General features: G+C 72.0%; 19 protein-coding genes, 2 pseudogenes and 1 riboswitch. Of the genes and pseudogenes, 14 read left to right on the top strand and 7 right to left on the bottom strand.

Annotation, left to right across the window (positions count from 1 at the left end):
* Positions 1 to 6 precede the first annotated feature (6 nt).
* The 12 genes from P3T39_RS26140 to P3T39_RS26195 all read left to right on the top strand — a co-directional run bounded on the left by P3T39_RS26140 (position 7) and on the right by P3T39_RS26195 (position 13,013).
* Positions 7 to 639 carry a DUF5947 family protein gene (locus P3T39_RS26140; RefSeq protein ID WP_280701416.1) on the top strand — a complete coding sequence of 211 codons (633 nt, stop codon included), beginning with the start codon at positions 7 to 9 and terminating at the stop codon, positions 637 to 639.
* Complete coding sequence (locus P3T39_RS26145) at positions 636 to 1,280, top strand: DUF6084 family protein (protein WP_280701395.1); 645 nt, start codon at positions 636 to 638, stop codon at positions 1,278 to 1,280. Before P3T39_RS26140 ends, P3T39_RS26145 begins: the two co-directional genes overlap by 4 nt.
* Positions 1,277 to 2,668 (top strand): hypothetical protein, encoded by a 1,392-nt coding sequence (locus P3T39_RS26150; RefSeq protein ID WP_280701396.1) that lies wholly within the window; start codon positions 1,277 to 1,279, stop codon positions 2,666 to 2,668. Before P3T39_RS26145 ends, P3T39_RS26150 begins: the two co-directional genes overlap by 4 nt.
* Positions 2,665 to 3,231: a hydrogenase maturation protease gene (locus P3T39_RS26155; protein WP_280701397.1), complete on the top strand. Its 567-nt coding sequence runs from the start codon at positions 2,665 to 2,667 to the stop codon at positions 3,229 to 3,231. Before P3T39_RS26150 ends, P3T39_RS26155 begins: the two co-directional genes overlap by 4 nt.
* A 310-nt stretch (positions 3,232 to 3,541) precedes the next feature.
* Positions 3,542 to 3,922, top strand: coding sequence for a hydrogenase maturation nickel metallochaperone HypA (gene hypA / locus P3T39_RS26160; RefSeq protein WP_280701398.1), 381 nt, complete (start codon positions 3,542 to 3,544; stop codon positions 3,920 to 3,922).
* Between the two features lie 4 nt (positions 3,923 to 3,926).
* Positions 3,927 to 4,736, top strand: a complete 810-nt coding sequence (hypB, locus tag P3T39_RS26165) for a hydrogenase nickel incorporation protein HypB (RefSeq protein WP_280701399.1) — start codon at positions 3,927 to 3,929, stop codon at positions 4,734 to 4,736.
* Positions 4,733 to 7,075, top strand: a complete 2,343-nt coding sequence (gene hypF / locus P3T39_RS26170) for a carbamoyltransferase HypF (RefSeq protein WP_280701400.1) — start codon at positions 4,733 to 4,735, stop codon at positions 7,073 to 7,075. Before hypB ends, hypF begins: the two co-directional genes overlap by 4 nt.
* Positions 7,076 to 7,123: 48 nt before the next feature.
* Positions 7,124 to 7,405: a HypC/HybG/HupF family hydrogenase formation chaperone gene (locus P3T39_RS26175; RefSeq protein WP_280701401.1), complete on the top strand. Its 282-nt coding sequence runs from the start codon at positions 7,124 to 7,126 to the stop codon at positions 7,403 to 7,405.
* Positions 7,402 to 8,538, top strand: a complete 1,137-nt coding sequence (gene hypD, locus P3T39_RS26180) for a hydrogenase formation protein HypD (RefSeq protein ID WP_280701402.1) — start codon at positions 7,402 to 7,404, stop codon at positions 8,536 to 8,538. The genes P3T39_RS26175 and hypD overlap by 4 nt, the downstream gene beginning before the upstream one ends.
* A 112-nt stretch (positions 8,539 to 8,650) precedes the next feature.
* Positions 8,651 to 9,640 carry a hydrogenase expression/formation protein HypE gene (gene hypE / locus P3T39_RS26185; RefSeq protein WP_280701417.1) on the top strand — a complete coding sequence of 330 codons (990 nt, stop codon included), beginning with the start codon at positions 8,651 to 8,653 and terminating at the stop codon, positions 9,638 to 9,640.
* A gap of 781 nt (positions 9,641 to 10,421) precedes the next feature.
* Positions 10,422 to 11,549: a nucleotide disphospho-sugar-binding domain-containing protein gene (locus P3T39_RS26190; RefSeq protein ID WP_280701403.1), complete on the top strand. Its 1,128-nt coding sequence runs from the start codon at positions 10,422 to 10,424 to the stop codon at positions 11,547 to 11,549.
* 220 nt (positions 11,550 to 11,769) lie between these two features.
* A riboswitch (cyclic di-AMP (ydaO/yuaA leader) is annotated at positions 11,770 to 11,914 on the top strand.
* Positions 11,915 to 11,918: 4 nt separating this feature from the next.
* Positions 11,919 to 13,013: a transglycosylase family protein gene (locus P3T39_RS26195; RefSeq protein ID WP_280701404.1), complete on the top strand. Its 1,095-nt coding sequence runs from the start codon at positions 11,919 to 11,921 to the stop codon at positions 13,011 to 13,013.
* Positions 13,014 to 13,564: 551 nt separating this feature from the next.
* Here P3T39_RS26195 and P3T39_RS26200 read toward each other — a convergent pair.
* The 3 genes from P3T39_RS26200 to P3T39_RS26210 form a co-directional block, all read right to left on the bottom strand.
* Positions 13,565 to 13,996 carry a DUF3052 domain-containing protein gene (locus P3T39_RS26200; RefSeq protein ID WP_280701405.1) on the bottom strand — a complete coding sequence of 144 codons (432 nt, stop codon included), beginning with the start codon at positions 13,994 to 13,996 and terminating at the stop codon, positions 13,565 to 13,567.
* Between the two features lie 234 nt (positions 13,997 to 14,230).
* The gene (locus P3T39_RS26205; protein ID WP_280701406.1) at positions 14,231 to 14,743 is read right to left on the bottom strand and encodes a DUF3592 domain-containing protein; all 513 of its coding nucleotides are present in this window, start codon (positions 14,741 to 14,743) and stop codon (positions 14,231 to 14,233) included.
* A 108-nt stretch (positions 14,744 to 14,851) separates the two neighbouring features.
* A complete protein-coding gene (locus P3T39_RS26210; protein WP_280701407.1) occupies positions 14,852 to 15,289 on the bottom strand; it encodes an OsmC family protein in 438 nt (145 codons plus the stop codon).
* A 733-nt stretch (positions 15,290 to 16,022) separates the two neighbouring features.
* Here P3T39_RS26210 and P3T39_RS26215 point away from each other — a divergent pair.
* Together P3T39_RS26215 and P3T39_RS26220 are read left to right on the top strand one after the other, a co-directional pair.
* Positions 16,023 to 16,229, top strand: coding sequence for a ferredoxin (locus tag P3T39_RS26215; protein ID WP_280701408.1), 207 nt, complete (start codon positions 16,023 to 16,025; stop codon positions 16,227 to 16,229).
* A 91-nt stretch (positions 16,230 to 16,320) separates the two neighbouring features.
* A complete protein-coding gene (locus P3T39_RS26220; RefSeq protein WP_280701409.1) occupies positions 16,321 to 17,532 on the top strand; it encodes a cytochrome P450 in 1,212 nt (403 codons plus the stop codon).
* Positions 17,533 to 17,867: 335 nt separating this feature from the next.
* Here P3T39_RS26220 and P3T39_RS26225 read toward each other — a convergent pair whose 3' ends face one another.
* From P3T39_RS26225 to P3T39_RS26240, 4 genes and pseudogenes are all read right to left on the bottom strand, one after another.
* Positions 17,868 to 18,359, bottom strand: coding sequence for a TetR/AcrR family transcriptional regulator C-terminal domain-containing protein (locus tag P3T39_RS26225; protein ID WP_280701410.1), 492 nt, complete (start codon positions 18,357 to 18,359; stop codon positions 17,868 to 17,870).
* Between the two features lie 12 nt (positions 18,360 to 18,371).
* Positions 18,372 to 18,563: pseudogene (locus P3T39_RS26230) on the bottom strand (TetR family transcriptional regulator); the annotation flags it as partial.
* 3 nt (positions 18,564 to 18,566) lie between these two features.
* Positions 18,567 to 19,034 carry a PPOX class F420-dependent oxidoreductase gene (locus tag P3T39_RS26235; RefSeq protein WP_280701411.1) on the bottom strand — a complete coding sequence of 156 codons (468 nt, stop codon included), beginning with the start codon at positions 19,032 to 19,034 and terminating at the stop codon, positions 18,567 to 18,569.
* Between the two features lie 44 nt (positions 19,035 to 19,078).
* Positions 19,079 to 19,290, bottom strand: a pseudogene (locus P3T39_RS26240) (ubiquinol-cytochrome c reductase cytochrome b subunit); the annotation flags it as partial.

A 19,290-nucleotide genomic window follows, 5' to 3' on the forward strand; every position in this document is an offset into this window, starting at 1 on the left:
CGCCAGATCGCCCGGCCGGGCACGGCGCTGCTGCGGCGGCTGCGGGAGCCCGCGCCGCCGCAGCCGGAGCGCTGCGCGTTCTGCGGTCTTCAGCTGCCGCCCGGCCACCGGCACGTGGTGGACACCGAGGAGCGGGCCCTCGCCTGCACCTGTACGGCCTGCGCCATGCTGTTCCAGCAGCCGGGCGCCGCCGACGGCCGCTATCGCAAGGTACCGGACCGCTGCCTCGCCGACCCCGCGCACGAGTTGGACGACACCGCCTGGGAGTCCCTGCGGATCCCGGTCTCCACCGTGTTCTTCTTCCGCAACGCGGTGCTTGACCGGCTGGTCGCGCTCTATCCCAGTCCGGCCGGGCCCACGGAGAGCGAGCTCGACCCGCAGACCTGGGAGGCCGTGCTCGGTGGCAGCAGGCTGGCCGCGCTGCTGGAACCCGATGTGGAGGCACTGCTGCTCCGCCGGGCCGCGGGCCGCTCCCAGTGCTTCCTGGTGCCGATCGACATCTGCTACGAGCTGGTCGGACGGATGCGCCTGCACTGGCAGGGCTTCGACGGCGGGGCGAAGGCGCAGGCGGAGTTGGAGGCGTTCTTCGGCCGGGTGCAGGAGCGCTCGCGGGCGCTGCCCGAGGACGGTGCGTCATGAGCGGGCTGACGTTCAGCTGCACCGGGGTACGGGCGGACCCGTATGCGGCAGGGCCGACGCTGGTGTTCCGGCTGCGGATCGTCGCCGGGGGCGGTGCGCCGGTCCATGCGCTGGTGCTGAGGTGCCAGTTGCGGATCGAACCCGCCCGACGTCCCTACGGGGCCGGCGAGGAGAAGCGGCTCGGGGTGCTGTTCGGCGAGCGCAAGCGCTGGTCGAGCACGCTGAACCCGATCCAGCTCGCCCAGGTGTCGCTGACGGTGCCCGGCTTCACCGGGGAGACGGAGGCGGACCTGGTGGTGCCGTGCACCTACGACATGGACATCGCCGCCACCCAGTACTTCCGAGCTCTGGAGGACGGCGAGGCTCCGCTGCTGCTGCTGTTCTCCGGCACCGCGTTCACCGGGACGGGCGGCTTCCGGGTCGAGCCGGTGCCCTGGGACAGGGAGGCGTCCTGCCGGCTGCCCGTGCAGGTGTGGCGGGACATGATCGAGCAGCACTTCCCGGGCTGCGGCTGGCTGCGGCTCACCCGGGACACCATGGACGCGCTGGTGGAGTACCGCGCGCGTCATGGACTTCCCTCCTGGGAGTCGACGGTGCGGGCCCTGCTGGCGGCCGCCCCGGCCGAGGGGAGCCTGCTGTGACCGGATCGGAAACGGCGGACAGGTTCGCGGCGGCCCGGCAGATCGCGGACGCCGTGCTGTTCGAGGGCTATGTGCTCTACCCCTACCGGGCTTCGGCGGCCAAGAACCGGCTGCGCTGGCAGTTCGGGGTCCTCGTCCCGCCCGCGTTCGGGGCCTCGGCCTCCGAGCACTCCCATCAGCGCACCGAGTGCCTGATGGAACCGCGTCGGGGCGCGACGCTCACCGTGCAGCTGCGCTTCCTGCATGTCCAGAAGCGGACGGTGCAGCGCATCCTCGCCGACCGGGGGTTCGAGGCGGTCGAGGAGCTCGCGCTGTCCGACCGGGTCCTCGTGCCGTGGGACGAGGGCGTCGAGGAGTCGGTCGAACTCGGCGTCACGGTCTCCGAGTTGGCCGGGGACGGGGTCGTCCTCCCGTTCGATCTGCCCGCGCGTGAGGTGCAGGAGATCGTGCACGAGGGCGGACGGCCCATCGGCCGGCTGGTGCGCCGCCGTGAACGGCTCGACGGCGTCCTGCGGCTGACGGCACAGGAGGTCCCGGGCCCTTGTGCCGCGCTGCGACTGAGCGCCGTGGTGGAGAACAGCAGCGGCTGGGCACAGCCGGAGGGCGGTGACCGCGATCTCGCGCTGCGGCGCTCGCTGGTGTCGGCACATCTGCTGCTGGGGCTGAGCGCGGGGTCCTTCGTGTCGATGACCGATCCGCCGCAGTGGGCGGCGCCTGCCGTCGCGCAGTGCCGCAACGAGCACACCTGGCCGGTGCTGGCCGGGGAGTCGGGCGGGTCGGACGTGGTGCTGTCCTCGCCGATCATCCTCGCCGACCATCCCGAGGTCGCCCCCGAGAGCCCGGGCGCGCTGTACGACGCCACCGAGATCGACGAGATCCTGGCCCTGCGTACGGCGGCGCTGACCGAGCAGGAGAAGCGGGAGGCCCGTGGCACGGACGAGCGGGCCGGGGCGGTCATCGACCTTGCGGACTCGCTGCCGCCCGAGGTCTGGGAGCGTCTGCACGGCGCCGTCCGCGCGCTGCGGGAGGTCACCGGACCCGAACCGCCCGTGACGGACGGCTTTCCCGGCACTGCGCCCGACACCCCGTGGTGGGATCCCGGCGCCGACCGCAGCGTGGATCCGGCGAGCGACCGGGTGCTGGTCGACGGAACGCCGATCGGTGCCGGCAGCCGGGTCCTCCTCAAGCCGGGCCGGCGGCGCACCGACGCACAGGATCTGTTCCTGCACGGGCGGACCGCGCTGGTCGAGGCCGTCCTGCGGGATGTGGACGGCACTGTCCATCTGGCCGTCACCATCGACGGCGACCCGGGAGCGGATCTGTGGCGGGCGCAGGGGCGCTTCCGGTACTTCCAGCCGGACGAGGTCACCCCGTTGGAGAGGCGGTGAGCGGCGTGGCGGCAGCGGGCGGAGTGCTCGTCGCAGGGGTCGGCAACATCTTTCTCGGCGACGACGGCTTCGGCGTGGAGACGGTGCGCCGACTCGCTGCCCACCCGCTGCCCGAGGGGGTGGAGGCCGCCGACTTCGGTGTGCGCGGAGTCCACCTGGCCTACCAACTACTCGACGGCTACCGGATGTTGGTACTGGTGGATGCCACCGAGCGCGGGGACGCACCCGGAACGCTCTACCTGATCGAGGCGACGACGGACGGCCGGATCGAACCCGATACCCCTCTGCTCGACGGGCACCGGATGGGGCCGGACGCGGTGCTGGCCCTGCTGGCGACGCTGAGCGCCGGGACCGGTGGCAGCGTGCCGGAGCGGGTCCTGGTGGTCGGCTGCGAGCCGGAGTCGGTGGACGAACACCTGGGCCTGAGCCCGGTGGTGGCCGCTGCCGTCGACCGGGCCGTCGAGCTGATCCTGCAATTGGTACGGGACGACGAGGACTCCGACCTCGTACGCCCTGCGGCTGTCGGCCCGTTGGCGGGCCGTGGAAAGAGAAAGGCTCCCTGATGCGGAAGTTCCTGATCTGCGGCACGGTCCTGGCCGGGCTGGTGGCCGTGGTCGCCCACAACCTGCCGGACATCAAGCGGTATCTGCGGATCCGCCGGATGTAGCCGCAAGGCTGCGTGCCGGGCCCCGGACCCCCGGCCGGTGCGATCCGCCGGTGCGGCGAATGGCGTAGCCGGGGGCTCGGCCACGGCGCGGCGCCGGTGCGGTGCACCCGGCCCGCCCTGTAATGGGTCGCACAGCAAGGGGTCTCGGGGTCGGCACGCGTGGTCGGGTCGGGTGGCGGGGCCACGACCGGCGCGGGAAGAGGCCGATGCACGAGATGTCGATCGCGCTGGCCGTCGTGGAGCAGGTGGCACGGGCGGCGCGCAGCCACGGGGCCGAGGCCGTCGAGTCCGTCCGGCTCCAGGTCGGTGAGCTGGCCGGAGTGGTCCCCGAGTCCTTGGAGTTCTGTTTCGAACTGGCCTGTGCCGACACCGTGGTGGCGGGCGCGCGGCTGCTGACCGAACCGGTCGCGGCCCGCGCCCGCTGCGGTGGGTGCGGCACCGAGTGGCCGGTCGGCATGCCGCCCGACCTGTGCTGCCCGCGCTGTGCCGGCGCGGAGACCGAGCTGCTGGCCGGTCGGGAACTGCAGATTCTGGGCGTGTGCTGGGCCGATGGACCCGCGCTCGCCCCGACCCATCAGGAAGGCTGACGCCGTGTGCCGAGTCACCGATCTCCAGCAGGCCGTGCTCGCCCGTAACGAGGAGCATGCGCATGCGCTGCGCGCCGCGCTGGCCGGGCGCGGCACGGTGGCCGTCAACCTGCTCTCCAGCCCCGGCAGCGGGAAGACCGCCCTGCTGGAGGCGGAGCTCTCGCTCGCCCGGGAGCGCGGGGTGCCCGTCGCCGCGCTGACCGCCGACCTGGCCACCGAGAACGACGCGACGCGGCTCGCCAGGTCGGGGGTTCCGGTCAAGCAGGTGCTCACGGACGGCCTGTGCCACCTGGAGGCCTCGATGCTGCGCGGTCACCTGGTGGGCTGGCTCCCGGCCGGGACTCGGCTGCTGTTCGTCGAGAACGTGGGCAATCTGGTCTGCCCGGCCTCCTACGACCTCGGCGAGTCGCTGCGGGTGGCGCTGGCCTCGGTGACCGAGGGCGAGGACAAGCCGCTCAAGTACCCCACCGCGTTCGGCCTTGCGAATCTCGTGGTGGTGACGAAGGCCGACCTGGCCGAGGCGGTGGGCTTCGACGAGGCAGCCTTCCGGGCCGCTGTCGCCCGGGTCAACCCCGGCGTGGAGATCCTGCTGACCTCGGCCCGGACCGGCCTGGGGACGGGCGGGCTGCTGGAGCGCGCGCTGGCCGTACTGGACGGTGCCGCCGTGCACCGGCCGGTGATGGCGGGGCGTGCGCAGCACACCCACGGCCGCGCAGAGTCGCAGGGCGACGTGCACGGCCATGAGCACGCGCACGGCGACGGACCCGGCGATCTGCACGGCCACAGCCATGTGCTGGTGGAGGAAGGACTGTGACCGCACCGGCGGATGCCTGCGCCGTCCAGCGGCGGCGGGTCGCCGTGCAGGGCGTGGTCCAGGGGGTGGGTTTCCGTCCGTTCGTCTTCGGGCTGGCCACCGAGCTCGGGCTGGCCGGGCATGTCACCAACACCGGTGAGGGCGTGCTCGCGGAGATCGAGGGCAGCCCGGAGGCCGTCCTGGCGTTCTGCCGCCGGATCCGCTCCGACGCGCCGCCGCTGGCCGAGGTGCACGCCCTGGCTCAGGAGGTGCTGGACGCCACCGGGGATCCGGGGTTCGCCATCGTCGCCTCGCGCGACACCGGTTCCCGACGGGCCGTCATCCCGCCCGACACCGCGACCTGCGCGGACTGTCTGGCCGAGCTCGCCGACCCGGCCGACCGCCGCTACCGCCATCCGTTCATCACCTGCACCAACTGCGGACCGCGCTACACCATCGTCACCGGCCTGCCGTACGACCGCGCCAACACCACCATGGCACGGTTCCCGATGTGCCCCGACTGCGCCCGCGAGTACGCCGACCCGGCCGACCGGCGCTTCCACGCGCAGCCGGTGGCCTGCCACGCCTGCGGGCCACGGCTCCGTCTGGTCGAGGCCGGTGGCCGGACGCGCGCGACCGGCGGGGAGGCGCCGGCGGCGGCGCGTCGACTGCTGGCGGAGGGCGCGATCCTGGCGGTGAAGGGGATCGGCGGCTACCACCTGGCCTGTGACGCGGCCGACGGGACGGCGGTGGCGCTGCTGCGCCGGCGCAAGGCCAGGGGCGACAAGCCGTTTGCGCTGATGGCCGGTCAGCTGTCCGACATCGAGCCCCTGGTGCACCTGAGTGAGGCGGAGCGGCGGCTGCTCGGCGGCCCGGTGCGGCCGATCGTCCTGCTGCGGCGTCGGAGCGGCGGCGCCCCGCCGGCGGAGGCGGTCGCCCCGCGCAGCCCGGATCTGGGCGTCATGCTGCCGTACACGCCGCTGCACCGGCTGCTGTTCGGGCTGCCCGGCGATCCGCCCGGGCCCCGGCTGCTGGTGATGACCAGCGGCAATCTCTCCGGTGAGCCGATCGTCACCGACGACGCCGAGGCACTGGAGCGACTCGCCCCGCTGGCCGACGCCTGGCTGACGCACGACCGACCGATCCAGGTCCCCTGCGACGACTCGGTGGTGCGGGTCTGGGAGGGCGAGGTGCTGCCCGTACGCCGCTCCCGCGGCTATGCGCCGCTGCCGGTGGCGCTGCCACTGCCCGTTCCTGCGGTGCTGGCGACGGGCGGCGACCTCAAGAACGCGTTCGCGCTGGCCGAGGGGCGCAGCGCCTGTCTGTCCGGGCACATCGGCGACATGGACGATCTGGCGACGCTGCGGGCCTTCGACGAGGCGGTCGGCCATGTGCGGGAGTTGACCGGGGTCGAGCCCGTGCTGCTGGCGACGGACCGTCATCCCGGGTACCGCTCCGCACAGTGGGCCGCCCGCCGCTCGGCCGCCGGGGCGACGCCGGTGGTGCGGGTCCAGCACCACCATGCGCACATCGCCTCGGTGATGGCCGAGCACGGTTTGGACGGAAGCCTGCCCGTCATCGGGGTCGCCTTCGACGGTACCGGCTACGGCGACGACGGCGCGGTGTGGGGTGGCGAGGTCCTGGTGGCGGACTACGACGGCTTCCGCCGCTTCGGGCAGCTGGCGTATGTGCCGCTGCCCGGCGGCGATGCGGCGGTGGAGCGCCCGTACCGGACGGCGCTCGCGCACCTGCACGTCGCAGGTCTGCCGTGGGAGGCGGATCTGCCCTGCACCCTGGCCTGCCCCGAGGATGAACGTCCCCTGTTGAGAAGGCAGTTGGAACGTGGATTCAACTGTGTGCCGACCTCCAGCATGGGGCGGCTCTTCGATGCCGTCTCCTCACTGGCCGGGGTCTGCCACCGGGCCGGGTACGAGGCGCAGGCGGCGGTCGAGCTGGAGGCGGCCGCCACCGCCGTGGATGAGAGCCGCCAGGCGTACGGTTTCGAACTGGGCCGCGGGGACGTCGAGTCGGGAGCGGCCGAGCTTGTTGCCGATCCAAGTCCGGTGCTGGCAGCGGTGGTTGCCGACCTTCGGTCGGGCGCCTCGCCCGGGGCGATCGCGCTTCGCTTCCATCGGGCGGTGGCCGGTCTGGTCCACGCGCTGTGCGTACGCGCGCGGCGGGCGTACGCGCTGGAGACGGTGGCGCTGAGCGGCGGGGTGTTCGCCAACACCCTGCTGCTCTCCGACTGCGCCGAGGTGCTGCGCCGGGACGGCTTCACCGTCCTGGTCCACCGCAGGGTGCCGCCGAACGACGGCGGGCTGGCCCTGGGCCAGTTGATGGTGGCCGCACGGGCGCAGTGACGGCCTTGCGCGTTCAGGGGCAGGTTCCAGAAGGCAGGAGAGACCGGGATGTGTCTGGCAGTACCCGGAAGGGTCATGGAGATCGAGGAGCGGGACGGGACGCGGATGGCTCGCGTCGATTTCGGCGGTGTGGTCAAGGAGGTGTGCCTCGAGTACCTGCCGGACCTTCGGGTGGGTGAGTACGCGATCGTCCATGTGGGCTTTGCGCTCCAACGGCTGGACGAGGAGTCGGCCCGCAGGACGCTCGATCTGTTCGCCGAACTCGGCCTGTTGCAGGAGGAGTTCGGAGACGGGGAGACCTGGGAAGCGGTGGAGGAGACACGGCGATGAAATACCTGGAGGAGTTCCGGAATCCCGAGCTGGCCGTCCGCCTGCTCGACGACATCCGGGCGACGGCGACCCGGCCGTGGGCGCTGATGGAGGTGTGCGGCGGCCAGACCCACACCATCATCCGGCACGGGATCGACCAACTCCTGCCCGATGAGGTGGAGTTGATCCATGGGCCGGGGTGCCCGGTGTGCGTCACCCCGCTGGAGGTGATCGACCGTGCGCTGGCCATCGCCGCCAGTCCCGGGGTGATCTTCTGCTCCTTCGGGGACATGCTGCGGGTACCGGGATCCGAGCGCGACCTGTTCCGGGTGCGCAGCGAGGGCGGCGACGTACGGGTGGTGTACTCGCCGCTGGACGCGCTGCGGATCGCGCAGGAGAACCCGAAGCGCGAGGTGGTCTTCTTCGGCATCGGCTTCGAGACCACCGCTCCCCCGAACGCGATGACGGTCCATCAGGCCAAGAAGCTGGGCATCCGCAACTTCAGCCTGCTGGTCTCGCATGTGCGGGTGCCGCCGGCCATCGAGGCGATCATGCGCTCGCCCGACTGCCGGGTGCAGGGCTTCCTGGCGGCGGGCCATGTGTGCAGCGTCATGGGGACCGGCGAGTACCCGGAGCTGGCCGCGCGGCACCGGGTGCCGATCGTCGTCACCGGCTTCGAGCCGCTGGACATCCTGGAGGGCATCCGGCGGACGGTGCGTCAGCTGGAGCGCGGCGAGCACAGCGTGGACAACGCCTACCCGCGCGCCGTGCGCCCCGAGGGCAACCCGGTGGCCAAGGCCATGCTGGCGGACGTCTTCGAGGTCGCCGACCGTGCCTGGCGCGGTATCGGCGTCATCCCGGAGAGCGGCTGGCGGCTGTCCGCGCGCTACCGCGACCAGGACGCCGAGCACCGCTTCCAGGTCTCGGGGATCACTCCCTGCGAACCTGCGCAGTGCCGCAGCGGCGAGGTGCTCCAGGGACTGCTGAAGCCGAGCGAGTGCGAGGCGTTCGGCACCGTGTGCACGCCGCGTACACCGCTCGGAGCGACGATGGTCTCCAACGAGGGCGCCTGTGCCGCGTACTACCTCTACCGCCGGCTGGCGGCTCCCGCCGCAGCCGTGCCCGTATCTCCGGAGGCGAGCCCCGTTGCCTGAGCCGAGCGATCTGCAGACCGCCGCAGGGTCCGTGCGCACCACGGTCGAGGAGGTGGCGGACTTCTCGGGCTGGAGCTGTCCGCTGCCGCTGCGCGACCATCCGAGGGTGGTGATGGGACACGGCGGCGGTGGGGCACTCTCCGCCGAGCTCGTCCAGCATGTCTTCGCCCCGGCCTTCGGCGGACCGGTGCTCGCCGGGCTCGGGGACTCGGCGGCCGTGACACTGGGCGGCGCCCGGATCGCCTTCTCCACCGACTCGTTCGTGGTCCGCCCGCTGTTCTTCCCCGGGGGCAGCATCGGGGATCTCGCGGTCAACGGAACAGTCAACGACCTTGCCATGAGCGGGGCCCGCGCGGCGTACCTGTCCTGCGGGTTCATCCTGGAGGAGGGGGTGGAGACGGCGGTCGTCGCCAGGGTTGCGCAGGCGCTCGGGGCGGCGGCCCGGGCCGCGGGCGTGGAGGTGGTCACGGGCGACACCAAGGTGGTCGAGGCCGGACACGGGGACGGTATCTACCTCAACACGGCCGGGATCGGGCTGATCCCGGCCGGGGTCGACATCCGGCCGCAGCGGGCGGTGCCGGGCGATGTGGTGATCGTCAGCGGGGAGATCGGCGTCCACGGCGTCGCGGTGATGAGTGTCCGCGAAGGGCTGGAGTTCGGGATCGGGATCGAGAGCGACTGCGCCGCGCTCGGCGGGCTGGTCGAGGCCATGCTCGCGGTCACCCCGGACCTGCATGTGCTGCGCGATCCGACCCGGGGCGGGCTCGGCGCCGCGCTCAACGAGATCGCCGTGGCGGCCGGGGTGGGCGTGGTCCTCCAGGAACGCAGTGTTCCGGTGCCCGCGCAGGTGGCCAACGCCTGCGCGATCCTGGGCCTCGACCCACTGTATGTGGCCAACGAGGGCAAGTTGGTCGCCTTCGTACCGAGGGAGCAGGCCGACCCGGTGCTGGCGGCGATGCGGGCGCACCCGTTGGGCGCGGACGCGGCTGTGATCGGCGAGTGCGTGGCCTCGCACCCCGGGATGGTGGTGGCCAGGACCGGCCTCGGCGGCACCCGGGTGGTCGACCTGCCGGTCGGGGAACAACTGCCCAGGATCTGCTGAGGGTTGCGGGCGCGGGACTGCTTCGCGCACATAGTTGATGGGCCGCCGCCGCCCGCATCGCCGGCAGGGTCTCGCGGTGCGCCTGCTCCATGTCGCCGGTGAGCCCGGCGGCCGCCCGCCGTCCGGTAGACGCCGACCGCCAGGTTCTCCGGCGACGCGGCGGTCTGCAGTGCCATGATGTCCTCCGGCGACGCCGCCTGCGCCCGCGCACTGCCCAACAGGGCCGCCGCGCCCGCGAGTCCGGCGACGAACCCGCCGGGCCCAGGCCCACGCGGGCCTGGGCCCGGGTTCCTGTTCGAAATGGGTCAGTGCCTCGCGCGTGATACGCAGCGCGTCGCTGTTCAAATCCTGTGACTGCTCGGTGAGTTCCTCAAGCAGTCGGGGGTCGATGTCCTCGCGGCTCATCACGCCCCGTTTCTGTCGGCGCCCGTGTCTTCGCCTTCACGGACGTGCTCGCCCTACGTTCGGGGCCACGAGGAGCTCAGACCCGGTCATCCCATGCTCTATGCGGGCGATTTCACCCGAAAGGTCGCAATCATCGTTGCTACGGGAGGCCTTGGGCCTGCGAACGGCCGCCCCACCGGGCTCGGGTGCGCGGGGCACCAAAACCGGCCGCCTGTGCCGCCGCCCGCTTTCGCCGTGCGCCCTACACCGCAGCTCCCGTCGGCAGCGGGCCGCGATCTCCCGGCAGGTCTCACCGATGGCCGGAAACCTACCGGGCGCCAGGTTCGTTGACGTACCGTCAATGGTGGTCTTTCGTGCAACACGCAAGGAGTAACCCATGCGCGTCCTGTTCACCGGTCCGGGTTCGGCCGGGCACCTCTTCCCGATGGTGCCGACCGCTCAGGCCCTGCGATCAGCCGGACACCAGGTCCTGTTCGCCGGGTCGCCGCCGATCCAGCTGCTGCGCAACACCGGGCTGCCGATCGTCGAGATCGGCGACGGGTCCACCGTTGCGGACTCCTTCCGGAAGCTCTCCGGTCCGGAGAACAGGTATGTGGCGGACGGACGCTCCGAGGAGGAGATCTTCAAGCTCGCCACCCTCGGCTTCGCCGACCACAGCCGCACCACGATAGACAGCCTGTCGCAGCTCGCCACCGACTGGCGCCCCGACATAGTCGTGTACGACTCCTTCCAGGCCGCCGCACCTCTCGTCGCGGCGAAGCTGGGCGTCCCGCACGTCGTCCACAACTTCGGCATCATGTCCGGGCTCTCCATGGTCGACCGGATCGCCGAAATCCTCGCCGACGACTACCGGGTGCACGGACTGACCGGCCCCACCGGGCCCACCGTCATAGACGTCGTACCGCCCTCCCTCGGCGGCGACGGCACCGGCTGGCGCACCCGCTACGTCCCGTACAACGGCGGCGGCACCGTCCCGGCCGACCTCACCAGCCGCCGCGAGCGGCCCAGGATCTCGGTCACCCTCGGAACGGTGCTCACCGAGTGGGACGGCGTGCGGGCCATCTCCTGGCTCACCGAGCAGGCCGGCAAGGTCGACGCCGACTTCCTCCTCGCGGTCGGCGACGCCGATCTGGGCATGCTCGGCGACCTGCCCGCCAATGTCCGCCCGCTGCCGTGGGTTCCGCTGGCCGAACTCCTCGACGCCAGTGACGCGATCGTCCACCACGGCGGTTCCGGGACCATGCTGACCGCGGCCGCGGCCGGCATCCCCCAGCTGATCCTCCCGCAGGGCGCCGACCACTTCATCAACGCGGGCGCCGCCGAGGCCCAGGGTTTTGCCCTGCGCTCTGCCAGCGCCGCCGTGGACGCCGACCTCCTCACCCGCCTCCTGGACGACCAGGAGCTGCGCCGCGCGGCCACCGCGCTCCGGGCCGAGATCAACGAGCTGCCGTCCCCGGCCGCCCTCGTCGCCGACTTCGAGCAGCTGCACCGCGACGCGAACTGAGGCGCCGGACCCGGCGCCGCCCCCACCGCTGCCCCGGCGGCGGTGGGGGCGGTCTGCGCCGGAACACGGGGACTGTGTGTCAGGTGGGGCGAGTCGTGATTTTTGTGTGATGTTCCGGATGCTGGCTTGTTATCGAGGTGATGATCGCTCTAGTCTCCCTGCAGTTCGCTGTTGCGGACTCCCGGGCGCAGTACGCCGAGTCCTGCCCACACGCGTTCCGGGACATCGAGCAAACCCTGGGCAGGAGCGGGGGACCCAGGATTTCTGCCGTCCCCACGGCTTGGGGTGAAGCCGCGCACCGCGCGGCCGGGCCACCTCCCGGTCCGAACCCGACAGCTCACCTCGCAGGCGTACGGAGAGGAACGTTCCGTGGTCTTTTCCGGTTCCGGCCGCCACCGCCGTCCCACCCAGGCCGACCGCGCCGTTGCCGCCGCCGGGGTGGCGAGCGTCGGGCTGGCGCTTCCGCTTCTCACCGCCGCCGGGGCGCACGCCGCGCCCGCCAGCACCTGGGACTCCGTCGCCCAGTGTGCGAGCGGCGGCAACTGGGCCGGTGACGACGGCAACGGGCACTACGGCGGGCTCCAGATGACCCAGCGCACCTGGGTCACGTACGGCGGCGACAAGTACGCCGCCGAACCGGACCACGCCACCAGGAGCGAGCAGATAGCCGTCGCCGAGCGTGTCCTCGCCGACGTCGGCCCCGGTGCCTGGCCCCACTGCGCGGCCGCCGGCGGTCTTGCCGGAGGCACCCCCGCTCCCGCAGCCACCGCGACTCCCACCGCCACACCCAGCCCCGCACCAAGTGCCACGACGGCTCCGGCGCCCGCCCCGACGGCCACGCCTGCTCCGAGCGCACCCGATGCGGGGAGCAGCAGCACCGGCCAGAACGCGCACCAGCCGACCTTCCCCGGCATGGCAGGCTGGGACGCCGCCGACGGCGTGTACTGGTACCAGGACCACGGCGTCTGGCACTGGACCGTGCAGCACGACGTCTACATCCAGCACATGGACAGTACCGGTGCCGACGCGAGCGCCCAGCCGAGTGCCCCGGCCACGACCGCACCGAGCCCGACCGCCCCCGCAGCCCCGGCCTCCCCGCAGCCCTCCCAGGCTCCGCAGGCCCCGGGCTCCTCGACCCCGTCGAGCCCCGCGTCGCAGGCCCCGAGCGCTCCCGCCGCCGGTTCCGCGACCACCGCACCGCAGACGCCGGGCACGTCGGCCACTGCGCCCTCCGCACCGACGGCCCCCACGGCCCCGACCGCGTCGGGTACTTCGAGCGCCTCGGGTGCAGCGGGCCTCCACTCGCCCCAGACCTACACCGTCGAGCACGGAGACACTCTCTCCGGCATCGCCGAGACCCACCAACTGCCCGGCTGGCAGCACCTCTACGAGGACAACAAGGCCACCATCGGCAACGACCCCAACCTGATCGTCCCCGGCCAGGCACTCCACCTGGCCCCCTGAGGCCGGTGCGGCCTCCTCAGGTCCGGAAGCCGACGTGACGTGGTCGTGATGGGTGGCGTCGGCGAAGAACTGATCCGGTGTCGTACCGCCCGAAAGCTGCCTCGGGCCGCCGACGTTGTACGAGCCGGCGGCCGCGGCGGCGCACATGAACCCGTCCACCAGACCGTGCGGCGTCGCCGGGGCGGCGGACGTCTTCGCACTCGGGCCGGCGGACGCATTGGACGGGCCGGGTTGCCCTGACGAACCGGCGTTGCCGGTCGAGGGATTGGCGCGCGGTGTGCCGTGTTCGGTGCACCCGGTGGCCAGAGCTGCTGCGCCGAACGCGCCCGTCAGGACGCGGCGGCGGGAGGGACGGCCCGGCTGTCCGGGCTGACCGGCTGTCATGTTCCCACTGTGGCAATCCGGACTCCCGGACGACGGGCAGCTCGCCGTGCGGCTACTGACGTCCCGTCCGTCCCGGTACGGCAGCCGGCCCCGCCGCGGCGAGGCTGCGACGGGGTCACGACGGGAACGTGGCGGGATCGTGGCGGGTCGAACCGCAAGGCCGAGGGCTATCGCCTCGCCGACTTGGGGGTGACGAGGCGGGCGCCGGACCAAGTCCCCGCGACGCTGACGGACTTGGTCTGCGACAGCCCCGCCGTCTGCGCCGCCTCGCTGATGTCGCTCGGCTCGACGTAGCCGTCTCGTCCCGCCTTGGGGGTGAACAGCCAGATCAGTCCGCCGTCCTCGATCAACCCGATGGCGTCCACCAGGGCGTCCGTGAGATCACCGTCCTCGTCCCGGAACCAGAGCACGACGGCGTCGGCGACGTCGTCGTAGTTCTCGTCGACGAGATCCCGGCCGATGGTCTCCTCGATTGCCTGGCGGAGCTCAAGATCGACGTCGTCGTCGTAGCCGAGCTCCTGAACCACCTGGCCGGACTGAAAGCCCAGCCGGGCAGCCGAATTGATCCGGTCCTCCGGACGATCGGTGGTTGCCGTCATCACAGCCTCCTGCGCTTGGTTTGCCGCCAACGATCGCCGACCGGAGCCCGGAAGATCGGCAAGCGCCCAGCCGCTTCACTCCATCGAGTGAACAGCCACTGTCGGGGACGAGGCGGCACCGAGATCCGCGGGCCCGATCGGACGGCGGGCGGCAGCTCGGGTCGGCCCGGATCAGCTCGGGTCGGCCCGGATCAGGTCAGGTGGGCCGGATCAGGTCAGGTGGGGCGGCTCAGGTCAGGTGGGGCGGCGGTGGCGGAACAGGCGGGTCGCGAGGACGGCTTCCTGACCGGCCAGGCCGAGGCCGACCACGGTGAAGACCGCACCGGGGAAGGCGATTGCGCCCCACGAGAGCTGGGCCGGGAAGGCGGCGCTTCCCGGCCTGGCCGGGTCGAAGAGGACCCGGACGTGATCGCCGGGAGACAGGCCGTCCGGGGCGCTGGAGGGGGCGTCGGTGGTGGCCTCCAGCGGGCCGTCGGAAGTGGTCAGCAGGAGCCGGATCGAGGTCGGGTCCTCCTTCTCCCCCGGTTTGGCGTACTCGGCGGCGGTGACGACGGCCGGGACCTCCTGGGCGCCGGAGTAGTGCAGCCACAGGTGCACCTCCGTGCAGTCGAAGACGACGCCGGTGACCGTGAAGGCCACCGCGCCCACGAGGCTGACCAGTGTCCGCAGGGCGCGCCTGCGGGCTCTGGTGCGACCGGGGCTCGCCGGCTGTGCGGCGAAGTCGTCGCACTCGTACGCCGGCCCCAAGTCGCTTCTCGCGTCCGCGCCGTATGCCGCATCCGATCCGTTCGACCGCACAGCCACCCCCCGATGAGTCGCGCCCCCAAGCCGGAACAGACCGTCAGTGCCGCATGGTCAGTGCCGACCGCTCGGGGCCGGGACGACGGGCAGTCCGTCGCGGACGGCGCGGGTGACGGGCGTGCGCTCGGCGATGTCCAGGAGGCGGGCGCGCTGGGCCTCGTCCAGCTCGCCGGTCAGGTCGATACGGCGGGTGATGCGGTCGCCGTGCTCGCTCTTCTCGTAGGCGACGTGGACCCGGACCTGCTCCAGCGGCCAGCCCTTGCGCTGGGCGTACATGCGAAGGGTGATGGCGGTGCAGGAGCCGAGGGCGGAGAGCAGCAGGCCGATCGGGCTCGGGGCGGTGTCCTGGCCGCCCACCGACTCCGGCTCGTCGGCCGCCACCGGGTGCTTGCCCGCCCGGACCTCCACCCGGTAGTCCGTGCTGGTGCCGGTGGCGACCACGGCGGTGCTACGGGTGAAGGTTTCGGCGGCGGTGGCGTTCGCCAGGTCCATCTCGGGTCTCTCCAAGGTGTCGAGTCGGCCGCATGGCCGGGAGCGCGTCGCCCAGGGCGAGCGCCGTCCAGAGCTGAGCAGATGACATGGGATCAGTCGCCGCTCCGGTCGGCCGCGAAGTCCGAGGGGGCGCAACGTTCGTCATTCAACTAGTCGTATGAGACCACAAGAGTCGTCCGGGCACCACCGAACTCCCGGATTCTCCGTCAGCTCTCCACCGCCCCGGGTCGAACCGCCGCCGGGAGGACGCCAAGGGCATCCCTTACGACAATGCACCCACCCCTTGTGTTTCCCTTTCCCGACCCTTGCCGGAGTAAACAGGCTTGCCAGGCGGGGCCGTTCGCGCCTGTCCGACCGCTCAGGGCGCGGCCTCGACCGTACACCGGGCAGGGGAGCCGGGACAGGTGACCGCCGAAAGAATGATCACTGAAAGTCCCGCGCGGACCTGTGACGACCGGGCACGGGGAATCGGCGGGAATGCGCCTGTTGCCTGCCGCCGGAACGTGCTGCGCCGGGCACTGCGCCGGCACACCGGAGCGTGGCCCTGATGCACCGGAGCGTGGTGCTGATGTGGCGGGGTGGCCCGCGAGGGGACCAACTGCCCGATGGCGGCGATAAATTCGGCCAACCGTGGCCGGATCCGGGTGAAGCTATTCGTGTGCGACTAGGCGTGGGTTAGATTGAAATCAGTTGCCCGAGGCAACTGTCCCCCCTCCCACCCGAGGTGCCCGAGATGCAGGTGACCATCAATCAGGACCGGTGCTGCGGCTCAGGACAGTGCGTACTGACCGCCCCCACGGTCTTCGACCAGGGCGAGGACGACGGGCTCGTCCAACTCCTCCAGGAGCAGCCGGAGCCCGCGGTGCAGAGTCAGGTCCAGCTGGCGGCCGCGCTCTGCCCCGGCAATGCGATCACAGTGCACGACGGCGCCGACGCCTGAGACCGTCGACGCGGCTGTCGCGCCCGATGTGCCTGATGCACCTGAGTTCCTACAGCAAGGTTTCTCTCATCCGCACGTGGAAGGAGCCGCTATGACCACCGTTGCCGACGGTGAGGCCGACCACGCCCTGTCCGCCCCCGCCGTCAAGGGGACCTGCCCCTTCGATCCCCCGCCCGCCTACGAGCAGGCCCACAAGGCCGGTCCGATCAGCCGGGTCAGCCTCTGGGACGACAGCCCGTGTTGGCTGCTGACGGGCTACCGGCAGGTCAGATTCGTTCTCGGGGACCGCCGGTTCAGCGCCGACGCGCGCCTCCCGGGCTTCCCGTTCCTCTCCCCCGGCCGCCGTGAGCTGCTGGACCGGACCACCCCCTCCTTCATCCGCCTGGACGACCCCGAGCACTCCCGGCAGCGCCGGATGCTCACCGGGGACTTCATCATCAAGCGGGTCGAGGCGATGCGGCCGCAGATCCAGCAGATCGTGGACGAGACCCTGGACCGGATGATCGCCCAGGGCGGGCCCGCCGATCTGGTCAGCCAGTTCGCACTGCCGGTGCCGTCGCTGGTGATCTGCCTCCTGCTCGGCGTGCCCTACGCCGACCACGAGTTCTTCCAGGCCCAGAGCCGGGTGCTGCTCGACATCACCACGTCGATCGAGGAGGTCGAGTCCGCGAACCGTGAACTGACCACCTATCTGGTTGAGTTGGCGGGGCGCAAGCAGAAGGAGCCCGACGAGAGCGTGCTGGGCAGGCTGGTCGCCCGGGGCGAGCTCAGCCTGGACGAGGCAGCCGCGATGGGCGTCCTGCTGCTGATCGCGGGCCACGAGACCACCGCCAACATGACGTCGCTCGGCACCCTGGCGCTGTTGCAGAACCCCGAGCAGGCCGAGCGGCTGCGCTCCGACCCGTCCCTGATCAAGGGCGCCGTCGAGGAGCTGCTGCGCTACCTGACGATCGTTCACCTGGGTATCCCCCGCGTCGCGCTGGAGGACCTGGAGATCGACGGCACGCTGATCCGGGCCGGCGACGGCGTCCTGTGCATGGCCTCCACGGCCAACCGCGACGAGGAGATGTTCGCCGACGGCGGCCAGCTGGACGTGACCAGGGACGCCCGCCGCCACCTGGCCTTCGGCTTCGGCGTGCACCAGTGCCTCGGCCAGCCGCTGGCCCGCGCCGAGTTGCAGATAGCTCTGCAAACCCTGCTCGAACGGCTGCCCGACCTGCGCCTGGCGGTCCCCTTCGAGGAAATCCGGTACCGGTCCGACATGGTCGTGTTCGGCGTGCAGGAGCTGCCCGTCGAGTGGTGACGGAACACCGGTCGGGTTGCCCCCTGCCACTACGGCGGCAGGGGGCAACCCGACCTGCTCAGCTCTCCTCGGCCCCCGTCGGGATGCGGGGACCAGCTGGCGGCCCTGGACACACCCGCCGTCGCGGACGCGGCTCGGGCCTGAGCCCCGGCCCTGAACGCGACATCGGTCCGGCTCCGACCGGGCCCCGAACGCCTTCTGGTTCACCTTCGCCAACTACCGCGCGCCGCACCGGCCCGACCCGCGCTACGACCTCGGCCTGGGCTCGTACGGCGTGGTCACGATGGTGCCGGGCGGCGGCCGCCCCGGGCTCGGCTGGGAGCCCAAGGCGGTGTTCACCGCCGTGGGCGAGGCGTACCGGGTCTATAGATCTCGGGGCGCGAGGCCGGGTGGCCGGACAGCGTCCTCACGATCTCCTGTGCGAACCGCTCGTCGTTCTCCGGCCGCAGCGTGTCGTCCGGGGCTCCCGGGGCGAAGAACAGTGGCAGGAACGCGCGGTGGACGCAGGCGCCGATGAGCAGCTCGGCAGCCGCGTCCGGACCGACGGTGGGTGCCACCCGGCCGAGTCGTTGCTCGGCACCGAGGTAGCGGGCCAGGTGCTCGGTCGCCTTCTGCGGGCCTGCTGTCTCGATGTCGAGCTTCTGCCGGTGCGCCGCCAGCAGGTCCGGGCTGGCGAACAGGGATGCCGCCATCGGGAACGACCTGCGGTAGAAGGGGACCGCCGCGCGTGCCACCTGGACCAGCTGCTCGGCCACGTCCCCCTCACCCGCGTGGTCCGGCAGCTCGGCCAGTGCGTCGGAGAAGCGCGGCGCACGCTCGTGCAGCACCCGAACGAAGATCTCTTCCTTGTCGCGGAAGTGCTTGTACAGCGCCGCCTCGGAACAGCCGGCCTCCCGTGCGATCTCCTTCGCCCCCGCGCCGCGCGCTGCCCGGCCACCGGACTGGACGCGTGCCGTCCGCCGCCGGCCGGTTCCGGCGCAGCGCCTCCTCGGCGATGGCCGACCCTCGGCTTCCCAGCGAAGGCCGTACAGCGCCTAGTTGAGGCTGTACCAGCCCGAGGGATGCCAGGCCTCGGCGGTCAGCAGGCGCTCCCGGTCGATGAGGGTGATCCGGATGCCGACCGTGCCGTCCAGGCCGCGCCGCAGGCGGCTGCGGGCCAGCCTGAGCAGGGCGGGGAAGCCGTACTTGTTGATGAGCGCGGTCCGGTAGCGCGCGGTGGTGTCCGGGTCGCAGACGGCGGCACGGGCGGGAACGCGTCGGCCGGCCGGCCTGCCGTGCCCGTCGCACGGGACGACGAACACCCGTGAACGGCGCAGCACTTGCCGGGCGGCCCGGCCGTCGGCCGGAACCCAGATCCCGAGCGCGGCACCGTCCGGCACCACCCAGGTGGCGTCCGTCAGCGGTGTACCGTCGGCGGTGGTGAGCAACAGGTGGCGGTTGGCGGCCAGTTGATCGGCCAGTCGCTGTGCGGCGGACTCTTCGTGGATCGCTGTCGTCGTCATGTCGCAGCTCCCAAATCGTCCGAGGTCGTGCGGGTCGGCGGAGATCAGTGGCCGGGCTGGTGTCCGCCGGCGAGTTCGCGGTACTCCTCCGCCGTCGGCTTGGGGATCTGGCCACCCTCGCCGAAGTAGCCCTGGGAGAGCTTGGCGCGGGTCTTCTCCAAGCGGCCGACCTTGCGCTCGACACCGTTTCCGTCGACCTGGGCCGGGATCTCCAGCGGCTGGTGCTGCTCGTGGGCCACGTACTTGTACAGCTTGT

The sequence above is a fragment of the Kitasatospora sp. GP82 genome (assembly GCF_029892105.1).
Classification (GTDB): Bacteria; Actinomycetota; Actinomycetes; order Streptomycetales; family Streptomycetaceae; genus Kitasatospora.

What these genes read in the sequence shown, in the direction of transcription:
- P3T39_RS26145 (WP_280701395.1), top strand. Translation starts at nt 636, where the DNA reads ATGAGCGGGCTGACGTTCAGCTGCACCGGGGTACGGGCGGACCCGTAT.
- hypA (WP_280701398.1), top strand. Translation starts at nt 3,542, where the DNA reads ATGCACGAGATGTCGATCGCGCTGGCCGTCGTGGAGCAGGTGGCACGG.
- P3T39_RS26175 (WP_280701401.1), top strand. Translation starts at nt 7,124, where the DNA reads ATGTGTCTGGCAGTACCCGGAAGGGTCATGGAGATCGAGGAGCGGGAC.
- hypD (WP_280701402.1), top strand. Translation starts at nt 7,402, where the DNA reads ATGAAATACCTGGAGGAGTTCCGGAATCCCGAGCTGGCCGTCCGCCTG.
- hypE (WP_280701417.1), top strand. Translation starts at nt 8,651, where the DNA reads ATGGGACACGGCGGCGGTGGGGCACTCTCCGCCGAGCTCGTCCAGCAT.
- P3T39_RS26190 (WP_280701403.1), top strand. Translation starts at nt 10,422, where the DNA reads ATGCGCGTCCTGTTCACCGGTCCGGGTTCGGCCGGGCACCTCTTCCCG.
- P3T39_RS26200 (WP_280701405.1), bottom strand. Translation starts at nt 13,996, where the DNA reads ATGACGGCAACCACCGATCGTCCGGAGGACCGGATCAATTCGGCTGCC.
- P3T39_RS26210 (WP_280701407.1), bottom strand. Translation starts at nt 15,289, where the DNA reads ATGGACCTGGCGAACGCCACCGCCGCCGAAACCTTCACCCGTAGCACC.
- P3T39_RS26215 (WP_280701408.1), top strand. Translation starts at nt 16,023, where the DNA reads ATGCAGGTGACCATCAATCAGGACCGGTGCTGCGGCTCAGGACAGTGC.
- P3T39_RS26220 (WP_280701409.1), top strand. Translation starts at nt 16,321, where the DNA reads ATGACCACCGTTGCCGACGGTGAGGCCGACCACGCCCTGTCCGCCCCC.
- P3T39_RS26235 (WP_280701411.1), bottom strand. Translation starts at nt 19,034, where the DNA reads ATGACGACGACAGCGATCCACGAAGAGTCCGCCGCACAGCGACTGGCC.